Below are 25,785 nucleotides of genomic sequence, written 5' to 3'. Positions count from 1 at the left end.
CCATGCGCATGGAACCCATTCGAGTAGCAGGCGGCCGGCCAGCACATATCCGCCACGACGACGATCTGATCTCCGTCAAAGGCGTTTCGGTGGTCATGGCCAAGCAGCTGGTTCTGCAGAATATCGATCTTTCGGTACCGAAGGGGTCGTTCGTCTCCCTTATCGGTCCTTCCGGCTGCGGCAAGAGCACGTTGCTCAAGGTTCTGGCCGGGCTTGTCAATCCGACGAGCGGCAGCGTCTCGATCGCCGGGCTTGCGCCCGTCGAGGCGGCGCGCAAGCGCATGATCGGCCTCGTCTTCCAGGACGCCAATTTGCTTCCCTGGAAGAATGCCGTCGACAACGCGTCGATGCTGCTCGGCATCGCCGACAAATCGCTCTCGCGCGCTGAGTTGCGGGCGCGCGGCCAGCAGATGCTGGAACTAGTCGGGTTGGGCGACAGCGCCCACAAGCGCCCCCATGAATTGTCAGGCGGCATGCGCCAGCGCGTCGCCATCGCGCGGGCCCTGGCGCTCGATCCGGCGGTGCTGCTGATGGACGAGCCGTTCGGCGCGCTCGACGCCATCACCCGCGATTCGATGGGCCAGTCGCTGCTGGAGATCTGGCAGCGCACCGGCAAGACCATCGTGCTTGTCACCCATTCCATAGACGAAGCCATCCACCTGTCGCGCCATGTCCACGTGATGGGGATCAAGCCGGGGCGGATCACCGAGAGCCTCGACATTGGTCTGCCCTATCCGCGCGACCTGTCGGTGACGGAAGATCCGGAGTTCGTCAGGCTGGTGGTTCAGCTGCGGGTGATGCTGCGCGCCAGCCATCAACCAGGAGGCGCGTCATGAGCGATCAACCCATCACCAATCTCTCCGAGCCCCGGCCTGCCTCCAACTGGGCCGCGGCGACAGGCAGCTGGCTGCCGGCGGTCATCCTCCTGCTTGCGACGATCGTGGTGTGGGAAGCCGTGGTGCGGATTTTCGCCATCTCCGCCTTCATCATTCCCGCCCCGTCCGAGATCGCGCAATCGCTGGTCGCGCAATGGGCAACGCTGATGCAGGCGACGTTGGTGACGGCGGGCGAGATCCTGTTCGGATTCCTTGTCTCCGTCATGGTCGGCATTGCCATTGCGCTGGTCATCGTGCGTTTCGACTGGCTGGGGCGAGCCCTCTATCCGCTGGTGGTGCTGTTCCAGAACGTGCCCAAGGTGGCACTGGCGCCGATCTTCATCCTCTGGTTCGGCTACGGGCTCGCGCCCAAGATCGGCTTGATCCTGGTCATCGCCTTCTTCCCGGTGACCTTGTCGATGCTGGCGGGCATGCAGTCGGTCGATCGCTCGCTGCTGTCGCTGATGAATTCGGTCGGCGCCAGCCGCACGCAAATCCTGTTCAGGATTCGCGTTCCGCATTCGCTGCCCAACCTGATGGCCGGCACCAAGATCGCCGCGACGCTCAGCGTCATCGGCGCCATCGTCGGCGAATTCGCCGGCGCTTCTGACGGGCTCGGCTACGTCATCCAGTTTGCCTCGACCCAGCTCGACACCGCGCTGGTCTTCGCGGCCCTGCTCCTCGTTTCGGTGCTGGGCATCGCCTTCTACTACGCGGCCGAAATTCTCGAACGCATCGTGGTGCCGTGGGCGCCGAAATTCAGCCAGTCCTAGGTCCGCTCTCAACCAACGAAAAAGGGAACAAAAATGCTCAGACGCTCACTCATCAAGGCAGCCGCGCTTGCGGCGTGTGTCGGGACACTCGGCTTCTCGGGCGCGGCCCTGGCGGCCGACAAGGTCAACGTCCAGCTCGACTGGGTGGTGCGCGGCAACCACGCCATGTTCTTCGTCGGCAAGGAAAAGGGCTTCTTCGCCAAGAACGACATCGACGTCGCCGAAATCCGCAAGGGCTCCGGCTCGCCGGATGCCATGCGGCTGGTGGGCAATGGGAACGCGGATTTCGGCTTCGGCGATCTTCCCACGCTCGCCGTTGCGCGGTCGCAGAATGTCCCGGTGGTGGCGCTTGCCGCCGTCAACCAGCACTCGCCGCTGGCGATCATCTCGCTGGCCAAGACGCTGAAGCTCGCCAAGCCGGCGGATCTCAAGGGCCTGACCATCGGCATTCATCCGGCCGGCTCAACCTACATCTTCTTCAAGGGCTTCCTGGCGGCCAACGGCCTGACGGAGAAGGACATGACGCTCAACAGCGTCTCGCCGCCCTATGAAAGCTATCTGCTTCTGGGCCGGGTCCAGACGGTGGTCGGCTATGTCGACGCCGAGGTTCCCGAACTGGAGGCCAAGGCGGGCGGTCCCGGTTCGCTCAGCATCATGATGGGCTCGGATCACGGCTGGAAGGCCTACGGCTCGGGCCTGTTCACCTCGCAGACAATGATCAAGGACAAGCCCGAAATCGTCGCCCGCTTCGTCAAGGCGTACAGGGAGGCCTTCGACTATGTCCTGGCGCATCCCGAAGAGGCAGCCGAGATCACCGCCAAGGCCGCACCTGGCTACGCCGGCAAGAAGGATGTGCTTTTGGCGCAGATCAACGCCGACATCGCGTCGACCTTCACCAGCGCGGACACCAAGGAACACGGCCTCGGCTGGATGACGAAGACGCAGTGGGAGGAAACGCTGAAGACGCTCACCGATCAGGGCGTGCTCAAGGCGGCCCTGTCGGCGGACGACGTCTTCACCGACAAATTCCTGGCCAAGGAGTAGGTCGCGCCATGTCGCGGGCCAACGGATCGGAGAGCGCCTATCGGCAAGCCAGCGTGTCCTGCTCCACGCCGCAGGACACGGCGCGCGCTCCGTTGGCTGCGTCGGTACGGTCAAGCGTGATCTGCACCCGTGTGGCATATGCGCGGCCCGACAGGCCGCACCACAGCCGCTCGACCGGCAGGTTCTCGCGCTTGTCGTTGAGGATCGTGAACGTGCCGGTCTTTGGGTCGAACCAGAGCTCGATGCGGGCGCTCTTGCCCGGCTCGACCGTCGCGATCCCGGCCGAATACCAGTGGGCGAAGTCGGCATTGCAGGACAGCCCTTCATTGCCCGCATTCGAAATCGTCAACGGCACCATGGCGAGCCCGTCGGTGCCCTTGCGGACGATGACATGGTGCAACTCGACCGCGTTGGCGAAGGGTGTGAACGCCAGCATCACCGGAAGGACATAACGAATCTTCACTTTGCCCGATCTCCATGGGTAGATTTTCATCGGGCAGTCTATCTCGCTTTTGCGCAATAACAATAAGAATATTGATTGGGAAATTAAACAGAGAGGGTAACATGTTAAAGATTCTTAAGAGCAGTGTAAGTGCAGTTATACTGAGCAGTGTCTTGTTGGGTGGTGCGTTTGCCGGCGAAGTCAAGTCGATCGCCATTCTGACCCCCGAAGAAGGCACCGACTACGGCTGGAACCAGCAAGGCATCGACGCCGCCAAGGCGGCGGGCAAGGCCGCCGGCGTCGAAGTGGTCGTGGCCCAGGGCCTCGGCTACGGCGATGTTCGCCCGACCTTGCGCGAGCTTGCGTCGGACGGCGCCAGCCTGCTGATCGCCCACGCCAGCGGCTACAACACCTCGGCGCCTGAAATCGCCAAGGAATTGAAGGTTCCGGTGGCGATCGTCGATACGCCGAACGGCCTGGAGAAGGGTCTCGTCGCCGACTACACGCTGAGCGGTCACCAGGGCGCCTATCTCGCCGGCCGTCTCGCCGCCAAGATGTCGCGTTCCAAGTCCGTCGGCATCGTCGTCTCGGGCGAACCCCCGTCGTGGAATTCGCAGTCGGCGGCGTTCGCGCAAGGCGTGAAGGCGGAGAACCCGGACGTCAAGATCACCTATGCGGTGATCGGACCCGCCGCCTACAGCGACGCGGCCGGCGGCAAGCGCGTCACCGAAAGCGTGATCGCGTCGGGCGCCGACATCATCTTCGGCCAGGGCAACGGTTCGAGCTTCGGCATGCTGCAGGCAGTCGAAACGACCAAGGCAGCGGATGGCGGCAAGGTCTATTTCATCGACGTCATCGGTGACAAGTCGCCGATCGACAAGGGCTTCCTGCTGTCGTCGGTGGTGTGGAACATCGAACCCGTCTACGCGGCGATGATCGCCGACCTGAAGGCCGACACGTTCGGCACCAAGCACTATACGATCGGCCTCAAGGACGACTCGGTGAAGCTGCTGAAAACCGCTGCCATTCCGGACTATGTCTGGACGGAAATCCAGGCACTGCGCGAAGACGTCATTTCCGGCAAGATCAAGGTCGATCCGGTCTATGACGCGGCCGCCGTCAGGGCATTGATGACCAGCGTCGCCCAGTAAGGCGATCACGGTCGGCTGCCGGAGGGGTGAACCGTTCACCTCTCCGGCCGATTACCATTTTTTGGTGTTGGGCTTTCATGAGCAGTTCTTCTTCATCGTCCGTTGCCGGGCGCGACATCGTCGCGCTTGAAGGCGTGACCAAACGGTTTCCCGGGATCGTCGCCAATGACAGTGTCGATCTGTCGATCCGCCCTGGCGAGGTGCATGTTCTGCTGGGCGAGAACGGTGCCGGAAAATCGACATTGATCGGCATGCTGTCGGGGCTGCAGCAGCCGGACGAAGGGCGCATACTGGTCGACGGCAAGCCGACGCCGATCACCTCGCCGCGCCATGCGCTGGCGCTGGGCATCGGCACCGTCTTCCAGCACATGATGCTGGTGCCGACGCTGACGGTGGCGGAAAACCTGTTGCTTGGCGGACCCTGGTGGCAACGCCCCAGGACCGAGGAGCTTGAGGCGCGCGTCGCCGAGATCACCCGCAGCCTCGGCATCACGGTGAAGCTGCATGCCAAGGTATCGGAGCTTTCGCTCGGCGAGCAGCAGCAGGTCGAAATCCTGCGCGCGATGGTGCGCAACAGCCGATTGCTGATCCTCGACGAATCCACCTCCATGCTGACGCCGAAAGGCATCGACGAACTGGGCGCGCTGATGCGCCGCCTTGTCGAGCAGGGCCTGGCGATCGTCTTCATCACCCACAAGCTCAAGGAGGCGGCGGCCTTCGGCGACCGCATCTCGGTGCTGAAGCTCGGCCGCAAGGTCGGCGAGATCCCGCCCGAGCGGTTTCGCGCACTGGGCGAACAGGCGATCATTTCGGAGATCGTGGAATTGATGTTCGGCAAGCAGAAGGACGATCCGGAAGCTGTCGAGCGCCCGGTCCGCACAGTCCGCACCGCTGCTGCTCCACTGCTTCAGGTCGCTGATCTGGCGGTCGCGCCGACGGACAATGCGCCCGGCCTGTCGTCGATCTCCTTCGACATCCGCCCGGGCGAAATCCTGGGCATCGCCGGCATCGATGGCAACGGCCAGAAGCAACTGGCGGAAGCGCTGGCCGGCCAGCGCGCCGCGACCAGCGGTTCGGTGCGGCTGGAGGGCACCGCCATCGAGGCGCTGAGTGTCGGCGAACGCCGCAAGCGAGGCCTTCGCTACCTGACCGATGACCGGTTGGGCGAAGGCACGGTCGGCACTTTCCCGGTGTCGATCAACTTCTTCCTCAAGCAGGTTGGCGCTGCGCCCTTCTGGCGCGGCGGCGTCGAGCAGCGCGGCGAGATCGACAAGCGCGCCGCTGAACTCGTGCGCGAATACGATGTGCGCACGCCAAGCCTGAAGACCCCGGTCGCCCGGCTGTCAGGCGGCAACATCCAGAAGGTGCTTCTGGCACGCGAACTGGCTGAGGGTGCCAAGGTGGTGATCTTCAACAAGCCGACCTATGGGCTCGATCTCGCCAACACATTGGCGTCGCGCCAGCGCATCCGCGATACGGCGGCCCGCGGCCTTGCCGCGCTCTTGATCTCCACCGACCTCGAGGAGTTGCTCAGCATGTGTGACCGCGTCGCCGTCATCGCCAACGGAGCGCTGGTCGGCACCGTCGAGAATACCGACGACGCCCGCACCAGGATCGGCCGCCTGATGATCGGACTTGCCGCATGAGCATCGACACCGCACCCACGGCCAGTGCCACCGCACTCGACGCAACGAGCGCGGCGGCGACGCGTCGCGACATCCTGCATCGGTTGCTGATGACGCTCGGCCCGATCCTCATCGCTCTCGTCATAGCCGGCTGCATCCTGCTTGCCGTCGGCGTCGACCCACTCGCCTATTACGGCTTCGTGCTGGAGAAAGGACTGTTCTCGCCGCTCGGCATCCAGCAGACGCTGACGCGGATGGCGCCGTTGCTGTTTCTCGCCGCCGGCCTGATCGTGGCCTTTCGCGCCGGCATGTGGAATCTCGGCGGCGACGGCCAGTTCCTGCTTGGCGCGGTGACGGCGGCGGCCAGCGCTCCGGTGTTGGTGGAGATCTTACCGGCTTGGCTGGCGCTCATCTGCTCGTTCCTGATCGCCATGGTCGTGGCCATGATCTGGTCGCTGGTGCCGGCCTTGCTGCGCGCCTATCAGGGCGTCAACGAGATTATCACCACACTGATGATGACGTTCCTCGGCACCTCGCTCGCCAATGTCCTGGTCAAGCTGGCATTTCGCGACCCCACCACGACGGTGCCGCAGACCCGCACGTTGCCGGTCGAGGACCGGCTGCCGCGCCTGTTCGATACGACCATCACCAGCGGCCTGCTGCTTGGGTTGGCGGCGATCATCATCGTGCATCTGGTGATGACGCGCACGGCGTACGGCCTGAAGTTGCGGATCGTCGGCGCCAATCCGCGCGCGGCGGTCCATTCGGGGCTGGGCGTGCCCGGCCTGACCGTCGCCGTCTTCGCCATTTCAGCGGGGCTCGCCGGCCTGGCCGGCGCCGTCGATATCATCGGCGTGCAAGGCAATGTCCGCGCCGACTGGAATCCCGCCTACGGGCTTGCCGTGATTCCCGCCGTGTTTCTCGCCCGCATGAACGGCTTTGCAGCCATCGGCTTCGTGTTCCTGCTCTCGGTGCTGTCGATCGGCGGCGAGAGCGCGGCGCGGCGGCTCGGCGTGCCCAATCATTTCACGCTGGTGCTGGTTTCCATCGTGCTGATCGTGCTCGCGCTCGCCGAATATTTCGATCATCGATACAACCAGTCGCGGAGGGCTTGAGGCATGACCGGGCTCTTCAGCGAAGTCTTTCTCAGCGCGTTGCTGTTCGGCGCCGTTACCGCGGCGATCCCGCTGCTTTTGGCCGGCCTCGGCGAGCAGATGTCGGAGAAAGCCGGCGTGCTCAACATCGGCATCGAAGGCATGATGCTGGCCGGCGCCTATCTTGGCTTTGTCGGCGCCTTCTATTCCGGGTCGCTATGGCTGGGGTTCCTTACCGGTGCCGCCGGCGGCGTCGCGGTGGCGCTGGTCATGGCGCTGCTGTGCGTGCGCATCGGGCTGAACCAGATCGTCATCGGCATCGCGCTGACGCTCGGCCTCGAAGGGCTGACGGCGCTGCTTCATCATTTCCAGTTCTCGCGCAGCTATCCCCGCCTGCCGGCGGCGGACGCCACCGTCATTCCGCTGCTGTCGGATATCCCTGTCATCGGGCCTGCCTTCTTCAAGCATCATTTGATCGTCTATCTGGCGGTCGCGCTGGTGTTCGGCATGGGCTACCTCTATCGGCGCACGCAGCTCGGCCTCAATTTGCAGGCGGCGGGCGACAAGCCGGCCGCGCTCGACGTCGCCGGTATCGACGTCATCAGGACCCGGACGATCGCGGTGCTGACGACCGGCGCGCTGGCCGGGCTCGGCGGCGCCTATCTCGCCAATGTCGGGGCCGGGCTGTTCATTCCGTTCATCACCAACGGCGCCGGCTTCCTCGGCATCGTGCTGGCCATGCTGGCGCGCGGCCGTCCGGTCTGGGTGCTGTTCGGCGCCTTGCTGTTCGGCGTGTGCCTGTCGCTGACCACGGCCATGCAGGTGGCTGGCATCAACATACCGACCGACATCATCCAGATGCTGCCGTTCCTGGCGGTGATGATCATGCTGGTGCTGTTCGGCCGGCGCGCCAGCCTGCCGGCGGCACTTGGCGTTCCATACGAGCGCGGCGCGCGCTGACAACAACTCATGCGCGGAAGGGAACCGCGCCAAAACAGGAGGCAAGAATGTCGGATACCAAAGTCTACCTGCTCGACGGCGGCTCGCTCGTTCTCGACGGCTACCACGTGTTCTGGAATCGCGGCCCGGGCGGCGAAGTGCGCTTCCCCGTCTATTCGATCCTGATCGAGCTTAGCGAGGGCCGGTTCCTGATCGACACCGGTTACGACTACGATCACGTCATGAAGGTGCTTCCCTTCGAAAAGCCGATCCAGGAAAAGCACCAGACCATCCCCGGCGCGCTTGGCCTGCTCGGCCTCGAGCCCAGGGATATCGACGTCGTCGTCAATTCGCATTTCCATTTCGACCATTGCGGCGGCAACAAGTATTTTCCGCATGCCAAGAAGATCTGCCACCGGACCGAGGTGCCGCAGGCCTGCAATCCGCAGCCTTTCGAACATCTCGGCTATTCCGACCTGAGCTTCTCGGCGGAGGCTGCCGAAGCGCGTGGCGCGACCGCGCAGCTGCTGGAAGGTACGACGCGCGCCAACTCGACCTTCGAAGGCGTCGACGGCGACATCGATCTCGCCAAGGGCGTCAAGCTGATCTCGACGCCGGGCCATTCGATCGGCCACTACAGCCTGCTGGTCGAGTTCCCCAAGCGCAAGCCGATCATGTTCACCATCGACGCCGCCTACACCCAGAAGAGCCTTGAAACGCTGTGCCAGGCGGCTTTCCACATCGACCCGGTGGCGGGCGTCAATTCGATGCGCAAGGTGAAGAAGCTGGCCGAGGACCACGGTGCCGAGCTGATGTACTCGCACGACATGGACAACTTCAAGACCTACAGGACCGGCACGCAATTCTACGGCTGACCGCCGCCAATCCGGAGACAAGATGATGCGCTATCCCGAACACGCCGATCCGGTCATCACCCTGACCGCGGGCCCGGTGAACGCCTATCCAGACGTGCTGCGCGGCCTCGGCCGCACCGTGCTCTACGACTACGATCCGGCCTTCCAGCTCTTCTACGAGGGTGTGGTCGACAAGGCGCAGAAGGCGATGCGGCTGTCGAACAAGCCGGTCATCTTGCATGGTGAGCCGGTGCTCGGCCTCGAAGCGGCGGCGGCGTCGCTGATCGCGCCGGACGACGTCGTGCTCAACCTTGCCTCGGGTGTCTACGGCAAGGGCTTTGGCTATTGGGCAAAACGGTACTCGCCGCATCTGCTCGAGGTCGAAGTGCCCTACAATGAGGCGATCGATCCGCAGGCGGTCGCCGACATGCTCAAGGCGCATCCGGAAATCACCGTTGTTTCGGTCTGTCACCACGACACGCCGTCGGGCACCATCAATCCGATCGACGCCATCGGCGCGCTGGTTTCGGCGCATGGCGGCTATCTGATCGTCGACGCGGTCTCGTCCTTTGGCGGCATGAAGACGCATCCGCAGGATTGTAAGGCCGACATCTATGTCACCGGCCCCAACAAATGCCTGGGCGCGCCTCCCGGCCTCACCATGATGGGTGTCAGCGAGCGGGCCTGGGCCAAGATGAAGGCCAATCCCCTGGCGCCGCGCGCGTCGATGCTCAGCATCGTCGACTGGGAAAATGCCTGGTCGAGGGACAGACCGTTTCCGTTCACGCCATCGGTCTCGGAAATCAACGGGCTCGACGTCGCGCTCGACCTCTATCTCAATGAGGGGCCGGAGGCGGTGTGGGCGCGCCACGCGCTCACCGCCAGGGCCATGCGCGCGGGCGTCACCGCGATGGGCCTGGCGATCTGGGCCGCCAGCGACAGCATCGCGTCGCCGACCACCACCGCCGTCCGCACCCCCGAAGGTGTCGACGAGAAGGCGCTTCGCCAGGCCGCGCGCGCCCGCTACGGCGTGGTGTTTTCGTCGGGCCGCGGTGAGACATTGGGGAAGCTGACGCGCATCGGCCATATGGGCCCAACCGCCCAGCCGATCTATGCGATCGCCGCACTCACGGCACTTGGCGGCGCCCTGAACGCAACCGGGCAGAAACTTGCAATCGGCAAAGGCATCGAGGCGGCGCTGGCCGTTATCGACGCCGACGCCTGAACCGACATACCAGATCCCGGATTGAGGGAGTATTTTCATGACTGAACGGCTTGCGGGAAGAACGGCCCTGGTTACAGGCGCCGCACAGGGTATCGGCAAGGCAATCGCCGCGCGGCTTGCCGCCGACGGTGCGACCGTCATCGTCAGCGACATCAATGCCGAAGGCGCCAAGGCGGCGGCCGCGGCGATCGGCGGAAAGGCGAGGGCTATCGCCGCCGACATTTCCGATCCGGCCTCGGTCAAGGCGCTCTTCGCCGAAATCCAGACCCTGACCGGTGGCGTCGACATTCTGGTCAACAATGCCAGCATCGTGCCGTTCGTCGCCTGGGACGACGTCGATCTCGACCATTGGCGCAAGATCATCGACGTCAATCTGACCGGCACCTTCATCGTCACCCGCGCCGGCACCGACCAGATGCGTGCGGCAGGCAAGGCCGGGCGGGTGATCAGCATCGCCTCCAACACCTTTTTCGCCGGCACACCGAACATGGCGGCCTATGTCGCGGCCAAGGGCGGCGTCATCGGCTTCACCCGGGCGCTGGCCACGGAACTCGGCAAATACAACATCACCGCCAATGCGGTAACGCCCGGCCTGATCGAGAGCGACGGCGTCAAGGCAAGCCCGCACAACGAGGCGTTCGGCTTTGTCGAAATGCTGCAGGCGATGAAGGGCAAGGGCCAGCCGGAGCATATCGCCGATGTGGTTTCGTTCCTGGCCTCCGACGATGCGCGGTGGATCACCGGCCAGACGCTGAACGTCGACGCCGGCATGGTCAGGCACTAAGTCGGATAGCGACTGCTCAGCCCCCGCAATGCAACCGGCGGCCGTACCATGGCCGCCGTCGCACTTGCCGGGTCAGGCTGCGTATCTGGCAATCACGCCGGGTTGCCTCGACCACTGGGCATACCAGCTGTCGAACAGCTTGAGTTGCGCCTCGGCATAGCCGCGCTGGCTGTCGGTCAGGGCATCCGTCTCGTTGAAGTGCAGCTTGTATTCAGGAGCGCCCTTCAGCACCATCATGTGCTTGAAATAGAGCACCAGGTCGGGGCCCTCGTCGAAGGAGGACAGCACGGCGAGCGCGGCGTCCAGTTCCAGCGCGCGCTGGCGGGCCTCGACGTCGCCCTTGGCCGCGGCCTGGCTCAAGCCCACAAGGTGCAGCACCTCCTTCGGCAGGACGTTGCCGATGCCGGTGATGGCGCCGGACGCGCCGCAATTGACGAAGCCGTGGAAGACGGCGGTGTCGACGCCGATCATCAGCGCCACCTCATCGTCGCGGCTGGTGATGTTTTCCGCCGCGTAGCGCAGATCCGACGGGCCGCCGAACTCCTTGAAGCCGACCAGGTTCGGGTGTTCGGCGCGCAGCGCGAAGAACAGGTCCGCGCGCGTGGCAAAGCCGTAATAGGGGCTGTTGTAGATGACCGCGGGCAGGTCGGGTGCGGCGGCGAGGATCGCCTTGAAATGGTTGCGCTGCGCCGTCACCGAAGGCCCGCGCGACAGAACGCGCGGGATCACCATCAGGCCCCGTGCGCCGACCTTCTGGGCGTGCGCCGCGTGCGCCACCGCCTTGGCGGTGTTGACCGCGCCGGTTCCCACGATCACCGGCACGCCGGCCTTCACCAGGCGCTCGACGCCTTCCATGCGCTGCTCGTCGGTCAAGAGCGGCCAGTCGCCCATCGAGCCGCAATAGACCACGGCCGACATGCCGGCCGCGATCAGCTCGCGTCCCTTGCGCACCAGCGCATCGAAGTCGGGCTGGCGGTCCTGCGTGCACGGGGTCATCAACGCCGGCATGCAGCCGGAAAAAACATTAGGGGTCATTTCGGATTCTCCTTGAGGCTGGCACGCGGATTGATCAGTTTGTCCCGAGCGGCATGGCTTGCCAAGCAAAATAGTCGTGGCCGACAGGGATCAACGCAGGAACAACAATGCGCAGCAAAACCAGCATTCATGTCGTCGGCTGCCATGCCGAAGGTGAGGTCGGTGACGTCATCATCGGCGGCGTGCTACCGCCGGCGGGCCGCACGATGATGGACAAGATGATCACGATGGAACGCGATCATGACCATATCAGGCGCATGCTGATCTGCGAGCCGCGCGGCAGCGTCGCGCGCCACGTCAACCTCCTCGTCCCATCGACGCGCGAGGATTGCGCCGCCGGCGCCATCATCATGGAGCCGACGGAATATCCGCCGATGTCCGGTTCCAACACCATATGCATCGCCACGGTGCTGCTCGAAACCGGCATGGTGCCGATGCAGGAGCCCGAGACTCGCTTCAAGCTCGACATGCCGGGCGGCGTCATCGAGGTGCGCGCGCAATGCCGTGATGGCAAATGCGTCTCGATCACCTTCCGCAACGCGCCCGCCTTTGCCGAACGTCTCGACGCTGCCATCGAGGTCGAGGGCCTTGGCACGCTCATCGTCGACATCGCTTATGGCGGCATGTTCTATGCCATCGTCGACGCCAAGGCGCTCGGCTTCTCGGTCGCTCCCGACGAGGCGCGTGAGTTGGCGGTGGCCGGCGAAAAGGTCAGGCGGGCCGCGCGCGAACAGCTCGATGTCGTCCATCCGGAGTTCGAGCATGTGCGCGGCGTGTCGATCGTGCAATTCGCCATGCCGTTCCAGGGGCCGGGCAAGGTCACGCGCAACACCTGCATCGTCTCGCCGGGCCGCTCGGACCGCAGCCCGACTGGAACCGGCACGTCGGCCCGCATGGCCGTGCTGCAAGCCCGGGGCTTGATGGGCGTCGGCGACGTGCTGATCCATGAATCGATCATCGGCTCGCGCTTCACGGGCAGGATCGTGGAACTGACGGAAGTCGCAGGGCGCAAGGCGATCGTTCCGGAGATCACCGGCCGGGCCTGGATCACCGGCGAGCACAGCTACTATCTCGATCCGACCGATCCCTATCCCCAGGGCTACGTGCTGTCGGATACCTGGGGCACCTCCACTTCGGTGAAGCAGTAGGACTCGTCGCGCCTGGGACTCAAGCGGGCCGGGGCCGCGCCAGGATGAAATCGTGTTCGACGTCCCAGAAGGGATTGTCGAACGCATAATCCCTGGCGCGCGACGGATCGTCGATGCGTCTGAACTCTGCCAGCAGGCTCTCCTTCACCCCGAACACGGCATCCGAATTGATGTAGGGATCGTCCGGATCGAAAATGTGGGTGGTCAGCGTCTCGAAACCATCGGCCTTGAGAATGTAATGCAGATGCGCCGGCCGGTAGGGATGGCGGCCAAGCGCGTGCAACAGCTTGCCGACCGTGCCGTCGTCAGGGATCGGGTAGAATTTCGGCTTCACCGCGCGGAACCAATAGCGGCCGTCGGCACCGGTGCGGAAGACACCGCGCAGATTGAAGTCGGGCTGGATGCCCTTCTGCTGCACGTCGTAGAACCCTTCGTCATTGGCCTGCCAGACGTCGAGCACGGCATCTGCGATCGGTCTGCCTTCGGTGTCGAGGATGCGGCCATGGATGAACATGTCCTCGCCCTTCTGGTCGAGGCAGATGTTGGCGCCCATCGGCAGTTCCGGTGCGTCGGCGAGATGGAATGGCCCGAGCACCGTCGATTCCGAAGCGCCCGAGGGTTTGCGGTTGTTGATGGCGTCGACCAGCATCGAAACGCCGAGCACATCCGACAACAGGATAAACTCCTGCCGCCATTCGGTGGAGAGCTGGCCTGTTTTGGTCAGGAACAGGATCGCCTCGAACCATTCCTCCTGCGTCGGCTCGATCTCCTTGACCGCCTCATGCAATTTCCGCGTGATGACCTCCATCACCGCCTTCAGCCGTTCGCTCCTCGCGTTCTTGTTGCGGCCGGTGACGACCTCGACCGAATTCGCCTCGGTGAAGAAGCCCTTTTCGTGCGCTTCCATATCGCTCACCTGTCCAGAATTGATGTCAGGGCGCGGCGCAGATCCGCCGTCGGATCGCTGCTGATGGCGTCCTTGCGCCAGGCTACATGCTGGTCGGGCCGCACCAAAAGCACGCCGCTGTCGCGGATCTCGCGGGCGCGCGCCCAGTCGCCGGAAAAGTCCTGCCAAGACTGGCGCGGGCCGATGAGATGCCCCGTAATGTCGATGCCCAATTCCTTGCCGACTGCCTTGGCCGCGTCGAGCCAGCCTTGGCCGCCAATGCCGGTCAGCACGGTGAATTTGCCGTGCCCGGTCAGATCGAGCGTCGAGACCTTGTCGCCTCGATCCGAATGCACCCAGACATGCGGCAGACGCGCGCCCGGCCAGGAGGTCGGCTGGTGGTGCAATTCGGCGTCTCTGTCGAAAGCCGGCTCCTGCTGGCCGTCGGTGACGATGGCATTCGACCTGTAGCGCTGGTTCATCTCGACGCCATGGGCGTCGAATTCATAGACTTTTGAAGCGATGGTTTCGCGTATCTTGGCGCGTTGCGCTTCGGCCGCCGGTGTGTCGTCGCAGCGCGCGTCCATATTGGACTGCATCTTCACCGGGTCGATGGAATCGAGCAGTCCAAGCGCCTTGAAGATCGGGCCGAATTCCTCGATCGATTTGTTGGCGCGGGTGACGATCTGCCTGGCGACCGGCGCGCGCTCCTGTGAATAGCTGTCGAGCAGTTTTGGACCGGCCTTGCCCTTGACGACATGGGCAAGCTTCCAGGCGAGATTGAAGCCGTCCTGGATTGAGGTGTTGGAGCCTAGCCCATTCGATGGCGGGTGGCGGTGGATGGCATCGCCCATGCAGAACACGCGGCCCTTGGAGGTCTCAGTGGCGTACATGTTGTTGACGGTCCAGGTCGATACGGACTGGATCTCGATTTCGAGCTCGGGATCGCCGACCAGATCACGCGCCACTTTTCTCGCGAAGGCCTCGTCGACCTTCGGTGCCGGCTGGTTGATGTCGTAGCCCCAGACGATCAGCCACTCGTTCCACGGCCGGATCATGCGCACCAGGCCCATGCCAATGCCACCGACATCGGCGCCCGGCTGCACCACCCAATAGAGCACTGACGGCCGGTGGGCGACGTATTTCGAAAGGTCAGCCTTGAACAGGATGTTCATCGAGCCGCCTACGCCCATCTTGCCTTCGAAGGGCAGACCGGCATGTTCGGCGACCAGCGAATTGCCGCCATCGGCGCCAACCAGATATTTCGAGCGGATGGTGATGTCCTTGCCGGTCAGCCGGTCTCGGCAGGTCGTGGTGACGCCGTCGGCATCCTGGACATGGGAAAGGTATTCGGTCGACATCCGCGCTTGCGTGCCGCGCGAACAGGCTGTCTTGAACAGCAGCGGCTCCATGAAGGTCTGCGGCAAATCGTTCATGTGAGAGGGGGAGGACAAGAGATGCTCGGCACGGCTGAGCGGATGCTTGCCCCAACTGCGCATGCGGCCGATCTCCTCGCCGGCCAGCGACGTGCAGAACACGTTCTCGCCCATCAGATCCTGTTCAGTGGCATGCATATAGGCTTCCGCCTCGACATCCCTGCCGAGGTCGCGCAGCACCTCCATGGTGCGCTGGTTGGTGATGTGCGCGCGAGGCGTCGAGGCCAGCCAGCGGTAGCGGTTGATGACCATGTTCTCGACGCCATAGGTCGAAAGCAGCGCTGCCGTCGCCGAGCCCGCAGGCCCGGTGCCGATGGTCAGCACGTCGGTGGAAATGTCAGCCATGCGGCCCTCCCTTTTTGGCTAATGGTCCAGGTCCGCCGGTCAATCGGCGGCGAACGGGAAAAAGCTGGATGCCGGTGCGCTCGGCGAACAGGCCCCACAGGCCGCGCGGCGCAAACAGCATGATGACGATGCCGATCAGTCCGAGGATCAAGAGATACCAGGAGCCGTAATCGGCCAGCAGGTTTTGCAGAAGATAGAAGACGATGACGCCGACGATCGGCCCCTCGATGGTGCCGATGCCGCCGATGACGACGATGAAGATGACATAGGCGGTCCAATCGACGACGGAGAAGGCGGCGTCCGGTGAGATTCGGGCCTTCTGCACATAGATCAGCGCACCGCAAAGACCGGTGCCGAAGGCCGCCGCCAGATAGACCAGCGTCTTCATGCGGCGCGCGTCGACGCCGACCGATCGCGCCGCTTCCTGATTGTCGCGCACGGCGGCAAGCCCCAGCCCCTGCTTCGAGCGCAGCAGGCGGTAGACGAGGCCGATCGTGGCGATGGCGAGCAGCAGCGCCAGCCAGTAGGTGAGGATATCGCCGGCTTCGGACGATTTGACGCCGAACAGTTCACCGACCAGTTTTAGCGCCGGCATGTCGCGGGTCGCCTCGCGCGGCAAAGAGGTGCCGGTGCCGCCGCCCAGCATCTTCCATTGCGCCAGCGCCAGCCGCACGACTTCGGCGATCACCCAGCTGCCGATGGCGAAATAGGCGCCCTGCAAGCGAAACAGGAAGAAGGCGGTCGGGACGGCAAGCAAGGCGCTGGCAATGCCGGCGAGCAGGATCGCGGCCAGCGGGTCGAGCCCGGCGAGGATCACCAGAGCAAACATGGCGTAGGCGCCGAAGCCGACAAAGGCCTGTTGGCCGACCGAGACCAGCCCGGCATAGCCTGCGAGCAAGTTCCAGTTCTGCGCCAGCACCAGCATGGTGAGGATGAAGAACAGGTCCTGCAGCACGCTGCGCGAAGCGAAGAGCGGCGCGGCGAAACTGAGCAGGATGATGAGCGCGGCGACGATGGCGAATGTCGCGGACGCCGTGGTGCGTGTTTCGACTTTCCAACGGGCGATGGAGGTATCGGTCATGGCGCTCAATCCACTGCGCGCGGGAACAGCCCGCGCGGCCTGACCAGCAGCACCGCCAGGAAAGCAAGATGCCCGGCGAGGATCTGCCATTCCGGATTAATCGCGGCGCCAAAGGTTTGGGCGATGCCGATGACGATGCCGCCGGCGAGCGTCCCCCACAGCGAGCCGAGACCGCCGATGATCACCGCCTCGAAAGCGTAGATCAGCCGCGCCGGGCCGATGGTCGGATCGAAATTGGCGCGCGTGCCGAGATAAAGCGCGGCGATCGTCACCACCACCATGGCGATGCCGGTGGCGGTGGCGAAAATCCGCTTTGGCCGGATGCCCATCAGCCCGGCTGTGACCGGATCGTCGGAGGTGGCGCGGAAGGCGCGACCGAGCGACGTGCGGTAGAACAGCTGGTTCAGCCCGACAATCACCGCGATGGCCGAAGCCAGGGTCAACAGCGGCATGACGCCGACATTGATCGGGCCTATTGCCAGCGACGCCGATTCCAGTCCGCCAACCGAAATGCGTCGGCTGTCGGCGGTAAAACCTTCGAGCAGGCCATTCTGGATGACGATCGACAGGCCGAAGGTAACGAGCAACGGCGGCAATATGTCGGTGCCGAGCGTGCGGTTGAGCAAGAAGAATTGCAGTGCCCAGCCGATCGCGAACATCAGCGGCATTGCCACCAGGGCGGCGACGAAGGGATTGAGGCCAAGGGCCGAGACCAGCATCAGGATCAGGAAGGCGGCGAGCACGATCAAGTCGCCATGCGCCAGATTGACCAGCCGCATGATGCCGAAGACCAGGCTGAGGCCCGCCGCGAACAATGCGTAGAGGCCGCCAAGCAGAATGCCCTGGATGATGGTGTCGAGCCACGCCATGTCAGGCCACCCCGAAATACGCAGCGTGGATCTTTTCGCGCGTCAGATCCGACGGCGCACCGGAGAGCGTGATGCGACCCTCCATCATGCAGTAGACGCGGTCGGCGACCATCAGCGCCTGGCCGATGTCCTGTTCGACCATGACGATCGAGGCGCCGGCGGCGCGGATGCGGGGGAAGGCGGCGTAGATATCCTTGATGACGACCGGCGCCAGGCCAAGGCTGATCTCGTCGCACAGCAGCACGCGCGGGTTGGACATCAGCGCGCGACCGATCGCCACCATCTGCTGCTGGCCGCCGGACAGCGCCGTGCCCGGATTGCCACGTCTCTCCCTCAGGATCGGGAATAGCGCGTAGACGGTGTCGAGACTCCAATGTCCTTCGACCGCGCGGCCATAGCGGCCAATGAGAAGGTTCTCCTCGACGCTGAGCGAGGCAAACAGTTTTCGCCCTTCGGGCACCATGGCAATGCCGTGCGCGACGATGTCGGGAGCGGGCAGGGCGCCGATCTTCTCACCGTCGAACAGCACCGCATCGGGCTGGTTGGCCAATATGCCTGATATCGAGCGCATCAGCGTCGTCTTGCCGGCGCCGTTGGCGCCGATGATGGCTATGGTCTCGCCCTGGTTCAGCGCGATGTCGACGCCGAACAGTGCCTGGAAGTCGCCATAGCGCGCGGTGAGGTTCCTGGTCTCGAGCAGCGCCATCAGACTTCGATCCCGAGATAGATTTCGCGGACCTCGCGCGACGCCATCACGGCATCGGGCGCGCCCATGCCGATAACCCTGCCGAAATTGAGCACCAGCAGCCGTTCGACCACCGAGTTCAGCGCGTGCAGCACATGCTCGATCCAGATGATCGACATGCCACCTTTGTGGATGGTGCGGATGGTGTCGACCAGCATGCCGCATTCGCCTTCGGTCAGGCCGCCGGCGATTTCGTCCAGCAACAGCAGCCGCGGCTCGGTCGCAAGCGCGCGGGCAAGTTCCAGCCGCTTGCGCTGCAATAGGCTCAAGGTCCCCGCTGGATGATTGGCGCGGTCGATCAGTCCTGTCTCGACCAGGATCTCGGCGCAACGCTCACCGACCTCGGCTTCAGTCTTGCCTGCCCCGAAGGCACCGGCGACCAGCAGGTTCTCGAACACGGTCAGTTTCTCGAAGGGTTGCGGGATCTGGAAAGAGCGGCCGACGCCGGCAAGGCAACGTTGCATCGGCGGCAGTCGTGTCACCTCGCGGCCGTCGAAGACGATGGTACCGGCATCGGCCGATATGTTGCCGGTGATCAGGTTGAACAGCGTCGACTTGCCGGCGCCGTTCGGGCCGATGATGCCCAGCGCCTCGCCCTCGCCAAGTTCGAACGAAACCGCGTCGGCGACCGTCAGTGCGCCGAAGCGTTTCGACACATTGGAGAGGGCGAGGATGGCCATGGCTAGCCGATGGCTTCCATCTTGCCGCCGGTCGGAATGTTCGGCGCGGTCTTGTTGTCGGTGATGACGAGGTCATAGCCGCCGCCGTCCTTCAGCCGCCACTGGCCGCCGACCAGCGGCGTCTTGGCGATATTCTTGGCGGCAAAGGGCGGCAGTTTGGCACCGTCCCAGGCGATCGGCCCGACCAGCGTGTCGAGCTTGGTTGCGGCAATCGCCGCCGCCACCTTGTCGCCGTCGCCGGCTTCACCCGCCCGCTTCATCACATCCACCGCGATCTCAAACAGCGCGTGGACAAAGCCGATCGGCTGCGTCCACTGCCGGCCGGTGGCCTTGGTGAAGCCATCAGCCACCTGCGCCGAGCTTTCTCCGGTCAGCGACGATTTGAACGGGTGGTTGGGTGTCCACCAGACTTCCGACGACAGGTTGTGGCCGGACTTGCCGAGCGCCTCGACCGATTGCGGGAACAGCAGCGCCTTGCCGATCGAGGCCACCTTCGGCGCAAAACCCTGCTGCTTGGCCTGGTTCCAGAAAGTGGTGAAATCGGGCGGGATCATCACGCCGGTGATGATTTCGCACGACGCGCCCTTGAAGGCGTTGATCTGCGCGGAAAAATCGTCGGTCAGGTTCTGGTAGCGGCCGGTATCGGTCAGCCCGTAGCCGCCCTTGGCCAGCACCGGCGGAAAGCCGACCGTGCCATCGCCCCAGGCATTGCCGTCACCATCATTGGGGAAGAGCCCGCCCACCTTCTTGTTGGTCTCGACCTGCGCCCACATGTTGGTGAAGACGGCTATGACGTCTTCCAGCCCCCAGAAGAAATGATAGGCGTAGTTGAACGGCTTCCACGAAGCGGGATCGCTGGGATTGCCTTGCTGGCCGATGAACCAGGGCTGCCAGGGCGCCACGGTCGACAGGCACGGCACTTCCTCGGCCTCGCAGGTGGTGGCGACCGGATTGGTGGTCTCTGGCGTCGAGGCGACAAGCATCAGATTGACCTTGTCGTTGACGATCAATTCCTTGGCGACTTCCGCCGCGCGGTTGGGATTGGACTGGCTGTCCTTGACCACGACCTCGTAGTTGAGGCCGGCGGCCTTGGTGGCGGCCATAAAACCGTCGATGATGAATTTGTCGGCCTCGGCGAAGGCGGCGAGCGGGCCGGATTGCGGGCTGACATAGCCAAGCTTGATCGGCGCGCTCTGCGCGATCGCCGGCATGGGCAGGCCGCCGGCAAGCAGGCCGGTGGCGGCCGTATTCCGGATGAATTCGCGTCTGGTAATCACTGTTGTTCCTCCCTGTGTTGCCGTCAGTCCTGCGGACGTCTTCCCTCCCACGCGTCCTGCAACAGGGCGCGGATTGCGGCGCGGTCGAAAGGCCGCGGGTTCCAGTACGGGTTCTTCGTCGCGATCTCGGCGGCGCGGTCGAGGTCGGCCTGCTTGAGGCCAAGCTCCTTCAGCGTCAGCGGTGCGTCGACGGACCCGGCAAAAGCGTGGAGACCGCCGCCGGCACTGCCGCCAAAGAGATCGGCGACCGGCTTGAGCAGTTCGGGCACGGCGACGGCGTTGAAGCCGATCGTGTGCGGCAGCATCACCGCATGGGTCTCGGCATGCGGCATGTCGAAGGAGCCGCCCAGCGTGTGGCAGATCTTGTGATGCAGCGCCATGCCGACTGTGCCGAGCACCGTGCCGCACAGCCAGGCGCCGTAGAGTGCGTCGCCACGGGCATCGAGATTCCTGGGTTCTCTCACCAGAACGGGGAGAGCCGCCTTCAGGGCACGCAGTCCCTCGCTCGCCATCAGCGTCGAGATCGGATTGCGGTCCTGGGCGTAAAGCGCTTCCGCCGCGTGCGCCATGGCATTGAGACCAGAGGTGACGCTCATCGCGACCGGCAGGCCGATGGTCAGTTCGGGATCATAGATCACCACTTCCGGCAGGATTTTCGCATCGCGTACCGTGGTCTTTTCGCCATGCTCGGTCTGGCCGAGGATCGGCGTCACTTCCGAGCCGGCATAGGTGGTCGGGATGACGATCTGCGGCAGGTCGGTGCGATACGCGATCGCCTTGCCGAGACCGGTGGTCGAGCCGCCGCCAAGCGCGACGACGCAGTCGGCCCTGACCTCGGCTGCCTTGCGCATGGCGGCTTCGGTCACCTCGACGGGCGTGTGCATGGCAGCGCCCGAAAAGGTCCCGGCGGCCAGCGATCCAAGCCGCTTCGCCAGCGCCTCGCCATCGCCCGCTTGATGCGGCGTCGACAGCACCAGCGCGCGTTTGCAGCCGAGCTTTTCGATCCAGCTGCCGACCTGCGAGGCGGCGCCATTGCCGAAGACGATGTTTGCCGGGCTGCCGGAATAGGTGAACGTTCTTGTCATGCCGCCCCCTTGCGCGCCATCGCCATGACGAAGCTGTAGTCGAGCGACCAGCCGTCGCCAGTGCTAGAGCGCTTGAAGTCACCGACCAGTTCCGGCCTGACGCCGAACAGCGCGTCCTGGTCGAGGCGCGGGTCGGCACGATCGAACACTTGCGTGGTCAGAGTCTCGAAATTGTCGGCGCGTATGAGGAAGTGGATATGTGCAGGCCGGCTGAGAGGATAGTTCAGGCGGCCGAGCATCTGTCCGACAGGTCCATCGTCCGGCACGCCGTAGCCGTCGGGCTTGACGGTGCGGTAGTGGAAGCGGCCGTCTCTGTCGGTGATGAAGACGCCGCGCAGATTATATTCCGGCTGCAGGTCGGGCTGCTGGTTCTCGTAGAAACCTTGCGCGTTGGCTTGCCAGGTTTCGACCATTGCTCCCGCTATCGGCATGCCGTCGAGATCGGTCACCCGCCCCGACACGATGAGCGGCGCGCCGGCGCGATCGAGCGAAATGTCGGCGCCGTGCGGCAGCCTTGGCGCATCGGGGCGATAGAAGGGACCGCGCCCGGTGTTGGGCGTCGCGCCGTTCGGGCGGCGGGAGTTGATGTCCTCGACCAGCGCGGTGACGCCGAGCAGGTCCGACAGCAGCACCCATTCCTGCCTTTTGTCGTCGCTGGCATGGCCGATTTCGGTGAGGAAGGCGATGGCCTGGCGCCAGTCCGCCGCGGTCGGTCGGGTTTCCCTGACGATCTGATGGAGGTGGTCGACGACAACAGCGAGAAAACGCGGCAGCGGCCCGGCCTTCGCCTTGAGCAGGCGCTGGGCGACCATCTCGGCCGAGTTGGCCTCGCTGAATGGTGGGATACCGGTCTGTGACATGCTCCTCCCCGGTTTCATCTCACCGGGGAACATTAACGCGGGCCAAAGACGAAGATGATGATTTCTGCCAGATTTAATATACCATATCGTTATGAAGCTCGATGAGAGGCATTTGATTCAGCTGGCAGCGGTGGTGCAGGCGGGCGGCGTCACCGAAGGCGCCGCGCTTATCGGCCTGTCGCAGCCGGCCGTGTCGCGTACTTTGTCGATGCTGGAAAAGCGGCTGGGCGAACCATTGTTTCTGAAAGGCCGCCGGCCGTTGCAGCCGACGCCACTCGGCAAGGCGCTTGCCGATCATGGCCAGGTGATGCTGACGGCCTCGCTCAAGGCCTCCGACATCGTCGCCAATTTCAGCCAGGGCCGTTCCGGCGTGGTGCGGGTCGGCGGCACGCCGTTTTTCATGGATGCGCTGATCTCCGGCATGATCGCCGATTTCCAGAACGCCTATCCCGATGTGCGCGTCGACCAGAGCTATGGCTATCTCACGGACCTGCGCGCCGCCATCAACGCCGACCGCATCGACCTTGCCGTTTGTCCGATCGACATACTGGAGGAAGGGTCAGGGATGGAGTTCCGCGAGATCCTGCCCGGCCGCAATGTCGTCGCCTGTCGCGCCACGCATCCATTGCTGCTGCGGCGCAAGCTCAAGACCGGCGACCTGCTCGATTATCCCTGGATCGCGCCGCCGCCGGGCAGCCCGCTGCTGGAAGATCTGCGCAGCCTGCTGTTGTCGCTCGGCGCCACCGAGATAAAGATCCGCTATTCCGGCGGATCGCTGACCAGCGCCGTCAACTACATGAAGGAGACTGATGCGCTGACCGTGCTGCCGCACAGCGTGGTCTTTGCCTTTCGCAAGGACAAGTCGATCACGGCGCTTCCCGTTGCCATTCCGCATCCCGAGCGGGCGCTCGGCCTGCTTCGGCGCGCCGACACCCCGCGCGCACCGGCCGTCGATGCCTTCGCCAAACACATCCGCCAGAGCTTCGACAACCTCAAGCACCTGATCAAGCGCCATGAGCAGGCGGTAGTCTGGGGCATGTGAACTGCATTCATGCTGCGCAGGCTGTTTGATTCAGCGAGCCCAGCCTGACATAGAATTCGCGCATGAACATAAATGGTATCTGTGATCCACGCTTTGCCGCCGTTGGCGAGGCATTCGCCGAATGTTTTGCCCAAGGGCTGGAACATGGCGGTGGCGTATCCGCCGTCGTCCACGGCAAGACTGTCGTCGATCTGTGGGGAGGCCACGCGGATGCCGCGCGCACCCGCCCTTGGCGGCAGGACACGCTGATCAATGTCTGGTCCTTCCACCAAAGGCGTCGTGGCGCTGGCGATCGCAATGTTGGTGGAGCGCGGCAGGCTGGATTATGCCGCACCCATTGCCCGCTACTGGCCGGAATTCGCGGCCAGCGGCAAGGAGCGCATCACGCTCGATCAGGTGATGTCGCACCAGGCCGGGCTGAATGGTCTTGCCGTGCCGATGGACGAAGCGGGAATGTTCGCGTGGACGCCGTTTGTCGACGCGCTTGCGGCCATGTCGCCGCTATGGGAGCCTGGCAGCCGCTGCATCTATCACGCCCTGACCTATGGCCACCTTGCCGGCGAAGTGCTGCGCTGCGTCGACGGGCGAAGCATCGGCCGCTTCATCGCGGAAGAGATCGCAGGCCCGCTCGGAGCCGACTTTCATGTCGGTCTGCCGGACCGCGAGGATTCCAGGGTCGCCGAGATGATCGAGGGTCCCAGGACTTCGGACTGGGTCGAGTTCGTTCGCGCTTCGCCATTTCCCCACGCAAGCGACAATCCGGCGCCGCGTGCATTGGCCCCCAACGACCGCGTCTGGCGCGCCGCCGAGGTGCCGGGCGGCAATGGCCAGTCGACGGCGCATGCCCTGGCACGTATCTACGGCATGATGGCAGCAGGCGGGGTCTGGGAGGGCAAAGCTCTGATCGGCCGCGCGGCGATCGAGGAAGCAACGCACCTGCGCATTCGCGGCATGGATGACAGCTTCGCGGTTCCAACGGCCTTCGCCGCCGGCTATCAGATGGAGGATCCGGTCTATGCCGGCCGTGCGTCGCCGCAAACCTTCGGCCACACCGGCTGGGGCGGCGCCATCGGCTTTGCCGATCCCGGTGCCGGCGTCGGGTTCGGCTATGTCACCAACCGCATGCTGGGCTTTGACGATTTGGACCCACGCCGCAAACTGTTGATCGACGCCGTTTACGACTCGCTCTGACTGAATGGCGCAAGGTCAGCCGGGTTGCTGCATGCCGGAACGAAAACTGACCCTGGTCCGCGCCGTCGGCTTGCCGCCTTCGGGTCGTTCGAGACGTATAGCTCCCGCAATCTCTTGGCACTCCCAACAAAAGCTGTGGCTAATCCCTCTCCCACACCCCCGCAAATATCCGCATCGCCACACCATCTGTAGTAGTCTCGCCTTGAATACCTCGGCCGAGAATCAGCCGGGGCGGCGGGTGGTTGATTGTGGCGACACTCAACGCGCAATTTCTGGATTTTTTCGACTGGTGGCTCGATGAGCTGCGAGGGGTCCGGACGCGGGTTGTTGCCAGGAAAGAACAAGCCTCCACCGCCGACTGGATCGTCAGCCTGGCGGATGACGGCATTCGCGTGCGGGAGGCCAATGCGCCGGAGTTTCAGTCGATCCCCTTGGCGCTGACTGCTTCCTCGGATGAGATCCTGGCATTGCTCCAGGGTGGCGCTCGGCGCAGGCGGCCGAGCTTCGATATCAGGGTCCAGCCCGGCCTGGTCCTGACCCGGCAACTGGCGGCTCGCCGGCTGCCGCTTCGGCAGGCACGCGACATGGCCGAACTCGACCTTCTGGCTGCGACGCCGATCGACCCGGCGCAGGTGCATGTCATCTTCGCCACGGCTGCGGAACAGGACAGCGCCTACCATGTCGTCAAGGCCAAGACGCTTGCCGCCGTGCTGGACGCGGTCCGCCGGGCGGGTGGCTCGGTCCGCTGCCTGTCGCTGCCGCGGCCGGCCGGCACGCTGCACGCCGATCCGCTCAGCCTTGCCGCCATCTGGCCGCCGACGGCGCGTGACCGGCGCGCCAGGACTGCATGGATCACGGCCATTTCGGTGCTGGCCGGGGCCGTGCTGGTGACCTTCGCGCATGCGCATTGGCGCGCCTGGCAGGCCGAGGCCGAACTGGACATGCAGATCGCCGATGCGCAGGTGCTGGCCAAGGCGGCGCGAACCTCGCTGCAGAAGCGCCAGGCCGGCATAGAGCGGATCGAGAAGATCCGTCAGGAAAAGAAGACGACGGCATCGCTGGTGCGCGTCTGGGCCGAGCTGACGCATCTGCTGCCCGACACGGCATGGTTGACCGATCTCTCGGCCAAGGGCGACGACCTGACCATTTCCGGTTTTTCCACTTCGGCCGCCGAACTGATCCAGCCGATCGACGCCTCGCCGCTATTTTCGGCGCCTGAATTTGCTTCGCCGGTGGTCAAGGTTCCCGGCCAGGACGGTGAGCACTTCACCATTTCGGCAAAGATCGGAGCGCTTTGAC

At 64.3% G+C, this 25,785-nt stretch carries 25 protein-coding genes and 1 pseudogene; 15 read left to right on the top strand and 11 right to left on the bottom strand.

What is annotated here, in order from left to right:
• The first annotated feature begins 2 nt into the window (after window positions 1-2).
• The 3 genes from JN279_RS33845 to JN279_RS33835 are packed head-to-tail and all read left to right on the top strand — an operon-like array spanning window position 3 to window position 2,692.
• Complete coding sequence (locus JN279_RS33845; protein ID WP_202351376.1) at window positions 3-836, top strand: ABC transporter ATP-binding protein; 834 nt, start codon at window positions 3-5, stop codon at window positions 834-836.
• Window positions 833-1,648, top strand: a complete 816-nt coding sequence (locus tag JN279_RS33840) for an ABC transporter permease (protein ID WP_202351375.1) — start codon at window positions 833-835, stop codon at window positions 1,646-1,648. Before JN279_RS33845 ends, JN279_RS33840 begins: the two co-directional genes overlap by 4 nt.
• A 33-nt stretch (window positions 1,649-1,681) precedes the next feature.
• Complete coding sequence (locus tag JN279_RS33835) at window positions 1,682-2,692, top strand: ABC transporter substrate-binding protein (RefSeq protein ID WP_202351374.1); 1,011 nt, start codon at window positions 1,682-1,684, stop codon at window positions 2,690-2,692.
• 37 nt (window positions 2,693-2,729) lie between these two features.
• Here JN279_RS33835 and JN279_RS33830 read toward each other — a convergent pair whose 3' ends face one another.
• Window positions 2,730-3,155: a hypothetical protein gene (locus JN279_RS33830; RefSeq protein WP_244734271.1), complete on the bottom strand. Its 426-nt coding sequence runs from the start codon at window positions 3,153-3,155 to the stop codon at window positions 2,730-2,732.
• Between the two features lie 155 nt (window positions 3,156-3,310).
• Between JN279_RS33830 and JN279_RS33825 the strand changes: the two genes are divergently transcribed.
• The 7 genes from JN279_RS33825 to pldH all read left to right on the top strand — a co-directional run bounded on the left by JN279_RS33825 (window position 3,311) and on the right by pldH (window position 10,806).
• Window positions 3,311-4,285, top strand: a complete 975-nt coding sequence (locus JN279_RS33825; protein WP_244734269.1) for a putative B6 ABC transporter substrate-binding protein — start codon at window positions 3,311-3,313, stop codon at window positions 4,283-4,285.
• 77 nt (window positions 4,286-4,362) lie between these two features.
• Window positions 4,363-5,931 (top strand): putative B6 ABC transporter ATP-binding protein, encoded by a 1,569-nt coding sequence (locus tag JN279_RS33820; RefSeq protein ID WP_202351371.1) that lies wholly within the window; start codon window positions 4,363-4,365, stop codon window positions 5,929-5,931.
• Window positions 5,928-7,025, top strand: a complete 1,098-nt coding sequence (locus JN279_RS33815) for a putative B6 ABC transporter permease subunit 2 (protein WP_202351370.1) — start codon at window positions 5,928-5,930, stop codon at window positions 7,023-7,025. The genes JN279_RS33820 and JN279_RS33815 overlap by 4 nt, the downstream gene beginning before the upstream one ends.
• Window positions 7,026-7,028: 3 nt before the next feature.
• A complete protein-coding gene (locus JN279_RS33810) occupies window positions 7,029-7,964 on the top strand; it encodes a putative B6 ABC transporter permease subunit 1 (RefSeq protein ID WP_202351369.1) in 936 nt (311 codons plus the stop codon).
• A gap of 47 nt (window positions 7,965-8,011) precedes the next feature.
• Window positions 8,012-8,818: a 4-pyridoxolactonase gene (gene pldA, locus JN279_RS33805; RefSeq protein ID WP_202351368.1), complete on the top strand. Its 807-nt coding sequence runs from the start codon at window positions 8,012-8,014 to the stop codon at window positions 8,816-8,818.
• Between the two features lie 25 nt (window positions 8,819-8,843).
• Window positions 8,844-10,022, top strand: coding sequence for a pyridoxamine--pyruvate transaminase (gene ppaT / locus JN279_RS33800; protein ID WP_096458678.1), 1,179 nt, complete (start codon window positions 8,844-8,846; stop codon window positions 10,020-10,022).
• Window positions 10,023-10,059: 37 nt separating this feature from the next.
• Window positions 10,060-10,806 (top strand): pyridoxal 4-dehydrogenase, SDR-type, encoded by a 747-nt coding sequence (gene pldH, locus JN279_RS33795; protein ID WP_202351367.1) that lies wholly within the window; start codon window positions 10,060-10,062, stop codon window positions 10,804-10,806.
• Between the two features lie 72 nt (window positions 10,807-10,878).
• On the opposite strand, the gene JN279_RS33790 is transcribed toward pldH, so the two are convergent.
• Window positions 10,879-11,841, bottom strand: a complete 963-nt coding sequence (locus tag JN279_RS33790; RefSeq protein WP_202351366.1) for a dihydrodipicolinate synthase family protein — start codon at window positions 11,839-11,841, stop codon at window positions 10,879-10,881.
• Between the two features lie 107 nt (window positions 11,842-11,948).
• Between JN279_RS33790 and JN279_RS33785 the strand changes: the two genes are divergently transcribed.
• Window positions 11,949-12,989, top strand: coding sequence for a proline racemase family protein (locus JN279_RS33785; protein WP_202351365.1), 1,041 nt, complete (start codon window positions 11,949-11,951; stop codon window positions 12,987-12,989).
• Window positions 12,990-13,008: 19 nt separating this feature from the next.
• On the opposite strand, the gene JN279_RS33780 is transcribed toward JN279_RS33785, so the two are convergent.
• Genes JN279_RS33780 through JN279_RS33740 form a run of 9 tightly spaced genes read right to left on the bottom strand, consistent with a single transcriptional unit; the run spans window position 13,009 to window position 22,253 of the window.
• On the bottom strand, window positions 13,009-13,896 hold the full coding sequence (locus JN279_RS33780; protein WP_202351364.1) for an intradiol ring-cleavage dioxygenase: 888 nt from the start codon (window positions 13,894-13,896) through the stop codon (window positions 13,009-13,011).
• A 5-nt stretch (window positions 13,897-13,901) separates the two neighbouring features.
• Window positions 13,902-15,656 (bottom strand): FAD-dependent oxidoreductase, encoded by a 1,755-nt coding sequence (locus tag JN279_RS33775; protein ID WP_202351363.1) that lies wholly within the window; start codon window positions 15,654-15,656, stop codon window positions 13,902-13,904.
• On the bottom strand, window positions 15,649-16,737 hold the full coding sequence (locus JN279_RS33770) for a branched-chain amino acid ABC transporter permease (protein WP_202351362.1): 1,089 nt from the start codon (window positions 16,735-16,737) through the stop codon (window positions 15,649-15,651). The genes JN279_RS33775 and JN279_RS33770 overlap by 8 nt, the downstream gene beginning before the upstream one ends.
• Window positions 16,738-16,742: 5 nt before the next feature.
• Window positions 16,743-17,606 (bottom strand): branched-chain amino acid ABC transporter permease, encoded by an 864-nt coding sequence (locus tag JN279_RS33765; protein WP_202351361.1) that lies wholly within the window; start codon window positions 17,604-17,606, stop codon window positions 16,743-16,745.
• A 1-nt stretch (window position 17,607) separates the two neighbouring features.
• Window positions 17,608-18,312 (bottom strand): ABC transporter ATP-binding protein, encoded by a 705-nt coding sequence (locus tag JN279_RS33760; RefSeq protein WP_202351360.1) that lies wholly within the window; start codon window positions 18,310-18,312, stop codon window positions 17,608-17,610.
• Entirely contained in the window at window positions 18,312-19,031 is a 720-nt protein-coding gene (locus JN279_RS33755) for an ABC transporter ATP-binding protein (RefSeq protein WP_096454367.1), read from the bottom strand. The genes JN279_RS33760 and JN279_RS33755 overlap by 1 nt, the downstream gene beginning before the upstream one ends.
• Window positions 19,032-19,033: 2 nt before the next feature.
• Window positions 19,034-20,308 carry an ABC transporter substrate-binding protein gene (locus tag JN279_RS33750; protein ID WP_096454369.1) on the bottom strand — a complete coding sequence of 425 codons (1,275 nt, stop codon included), beginning with the start codon at window positions 20,306-20,308 and terminating at the stop codon, window positions 19,034-19,036.
• 23 nt (window positions 20,309-20,331) lie between these two features.
• Window positions 20,332-21,393: a maleylacetate reductase gene (locus JN279_RS33745; protein WP_096454371.1), complete on the bottom strand. Its 1,062-nt coding sequence runs from the start codon at window positions 21,391-21,393 to the stop codon at window positions 20,332-20,334.
• Entirely contained in the window at window positions 21,390-22,253 is an 864-nt protein-coding gene (locus JN279_RS33740; protein WP_096454373.1) for a dioxygenase family protein, read from the bottom strand. The genes JN279_RS33745 and JN279_RS33740 overlap by 4 nt, the downstream gene beginning before the upstream one ends.
• A 91-nt stretch (window positions 22,254-22,344) precedes the next feature.
• Here JN279_RS33740 and JN279_RS33735 point away from each other — a divergent pair, with 91 nt between their 5' ends.
• The 4 genes and pseudogenes from JN279_RS33735 to JN279_RS33725 all read left to right on the top strand — a co-directional run bounded on the left by JN279_RS33735 (window position 22,345) and on the right by JN279_RS33725 (window position 25,784).
• Window positions 22,345-23,295: a LysR family transcriptional regulator gene (locus tag JN279_RS33735; RefSeq protein WP_096454375.1), complete on the top strand. Its 951-nt coding sequence runs from the start codon at window positions 22,345-22,347 to the stop codon at window positions 23,293-23,295.
• Between the two features lie 62 nt (window positions 23,296-23,357).
• A pseudogene (locus JN279_RS38765) lies at window positions 23,358-23,498 on the top strand (serine hydrolase domain-containing protein); the annotation flags it as partial.
• A gap of 49 nt (window positions 23,499-23,547) precedes the next feature.
• On the top strand, window positions 23,548-24,486 hold the full coding sequence (locus JN279_RS33730; protein ID WP_274608617.1) for a serine hydrolase domain-containing protein: 939 nt from the start codon (window positions 23,548-23,550) through the stop codon (window positions 24,484-24,486).
• Between the two features lie 248 nt (window positions 24,487-24,734).
• Window positions 24,735-25,784 (top strand): PilN domain-containing protein, encoded by a 1,050-nt coding sequence (locus tag JN279_RS33725; RefSeq protein ID WP_096458681.1) that lies wholly within the window; start codon window positions 24,735-24,737, stop codon window positions 25,782-25,784.
• Window position 25,785: the final 1 nt, after the last annotated feature.

Origin of the sequence: Mesorhizobium sp. 113-1-2 (assembly GCF_016756475.1) — a bacterium.
Taxonomy (GTDB): domain Bacteria; phylum Pseudomonadota; class Alphaproteobacteria; order Rhizobiales; family Rhizobiaceae; genus Mesorhizobium; species Mesorhizobium loti_C.
The sequence above is the reverse complement of the archived record's forward strand: the minus strand, read 5'-3'. Positions and strand labels throughout refer to the sequence as shown.

Excerpts from the sequence above, each read along its gene's own strand:
- ppaT (WP_096458678.1), top strand. The coding sequence starts at position 8,844 with ATGCGCTATCCCGAACACGCCGATCCGGTCATCACCCTGACCGCGGGC.
- JN279_RS33785 (WP_202351365.1), top strand. The coding sequence starts at position 11,949 with ATGCGCAGCAAAACCAGCATTCATGTCGTCGGCTGCCATGCCGAAGGT.
- JN279_RS33770 (WP_202351362.1), bottom strand. The coding sequence starts at position 16,737 with ATGACCGATACCTCCATCGCCCGTTGGAAAGTCGAAACACGCACCACG.
- JN279_RS33765 (WP_202351361.1), bottom strand. The coding sequence starts at position 17,606 with ATGGCGTGGCTCGACACCATCATCCAGGGCATTCTGCTTGGCGGCCTC.
- JN279_RS33840 (WP_202351375.1), top strand. The coding sequence starts at position 833 with ATGAGCGATCAACCCATCACCAATCTCTCCGAGCCCCGGCCTGCCTCC.
- JN279_RS33760 (WP_202351360.1), bottom strand. The coding sequence starts at position 18,312 with ATGGCGCTGCTCGAGACCAGGAACCTCACCGCGCGCTATGGCGACTTC.
- JN279_RS33780 (WP_202351364.1), bottom strand. The coding sequence starts at position 13,896 with ATGGAAGCGCACGAAAAGGGCTTCTTCACCGAGGCGAATTCGGTCGAG.
- JN279_RS33820 (WP_202351371.1), top strand. The coding sequence starts at position 4,363 with ATGAGCAGTTCTTCTTCATCGTCCGTTGCCGGGCGCGACATCGTCGCG.
- JN279_RS33835 (WP_202351374.1), top strand. The coding sequence starts at position 1,682 with ATGCTCAGACGCTCACTCATCAAGGCAGCCGCGCTTGCGGCGTGTGTC.
- pldA (WP_202351368.1), top strand. The coding sequence starts at position 8,012 with ATGTCGGATACCAAAGTCTACCTGCTCGACGGCGGCTCGCTCGTTCTC.
- JN279_RS33775 (WP_202351363.1), bottom strand. The coding sequence starts at position 15,656 with ATGGCTGACATTTCCACCGACGTGCTGACCATCGGCACCGGGCCTGCG.
- pldH (WP_202351367.1), top strand. The coding sequence starts at position 10,060 with ATGACTGAACGGCTTGCGGGAAGAACGGCCCTGGTTACAGGCGCCGCA.
- JN279_RS33735 (WP_096454375.1), top strand. The coding sequence starts at position 22,345 with ATGAAGCTCGATGAGAGGCATTTGATTCAGCTGGCAGCGGTGGTGCAG.
- JN279_RS33845 (WP_202351376.1), top strand. The coding sequence starts at position 3 with ATGCGCATGGAACCCATTCGAGTAGCAGGCGGCCGGCCAGCACATATC.
- JN279_RS33790 (WP_202351366.1), bottom strand. The coding sequence starts at position 11,841 with ATGACCCCTAATGTTTTTTCCGGCTGCATGCCGGCGTTGATGACCCCG.
- JN279_RS33740 (WP_096454373.1), bottom strand. The coding sequence starts at position 22,253 with ATGTCACAGACCGGTATCCCACCATTCAGCGAGGCCAACTCGGCCGAG.
- JN279_RS33815 (WP_202351370.1), top strand. The coding sequence starts at position 5,928 with ATGAGCATCGACACCGCACCCACGGCCAGTGCCACCGCACTCGACGCA.
- JN279_RS33810 (WP_202351369.1), top strand. The coding sequence starts at position 7,029 with ATGACCGGGCTCTTCAGCGAAGTCTTTCTCAGCGCGTTGCTGTTCGGC.
- JN279_RS33755 (WP_096454367.1), bottom strand. The coding sequence starts at position 19,031 with ATGGCCATCCTCGCCCTCTCCAATGTGTCGAAACGCTTCGGCGCACTG.
- JN279_RS33730 (WP_274608617.1), top strand. The coding sequence starts at position 23,548 with ATGTCTGGTCCTTCCACCAAAGGCGTCGTGGCGCTGGCGATCGCAATG.
- JN279_RS33745 (WP_096454371.1), bottom strand. The coding sequence starts at position 21,393 with ATGACAAGAACGTTCACCTATTCCGGCAGCCCGGCAAACATCGTCTTC.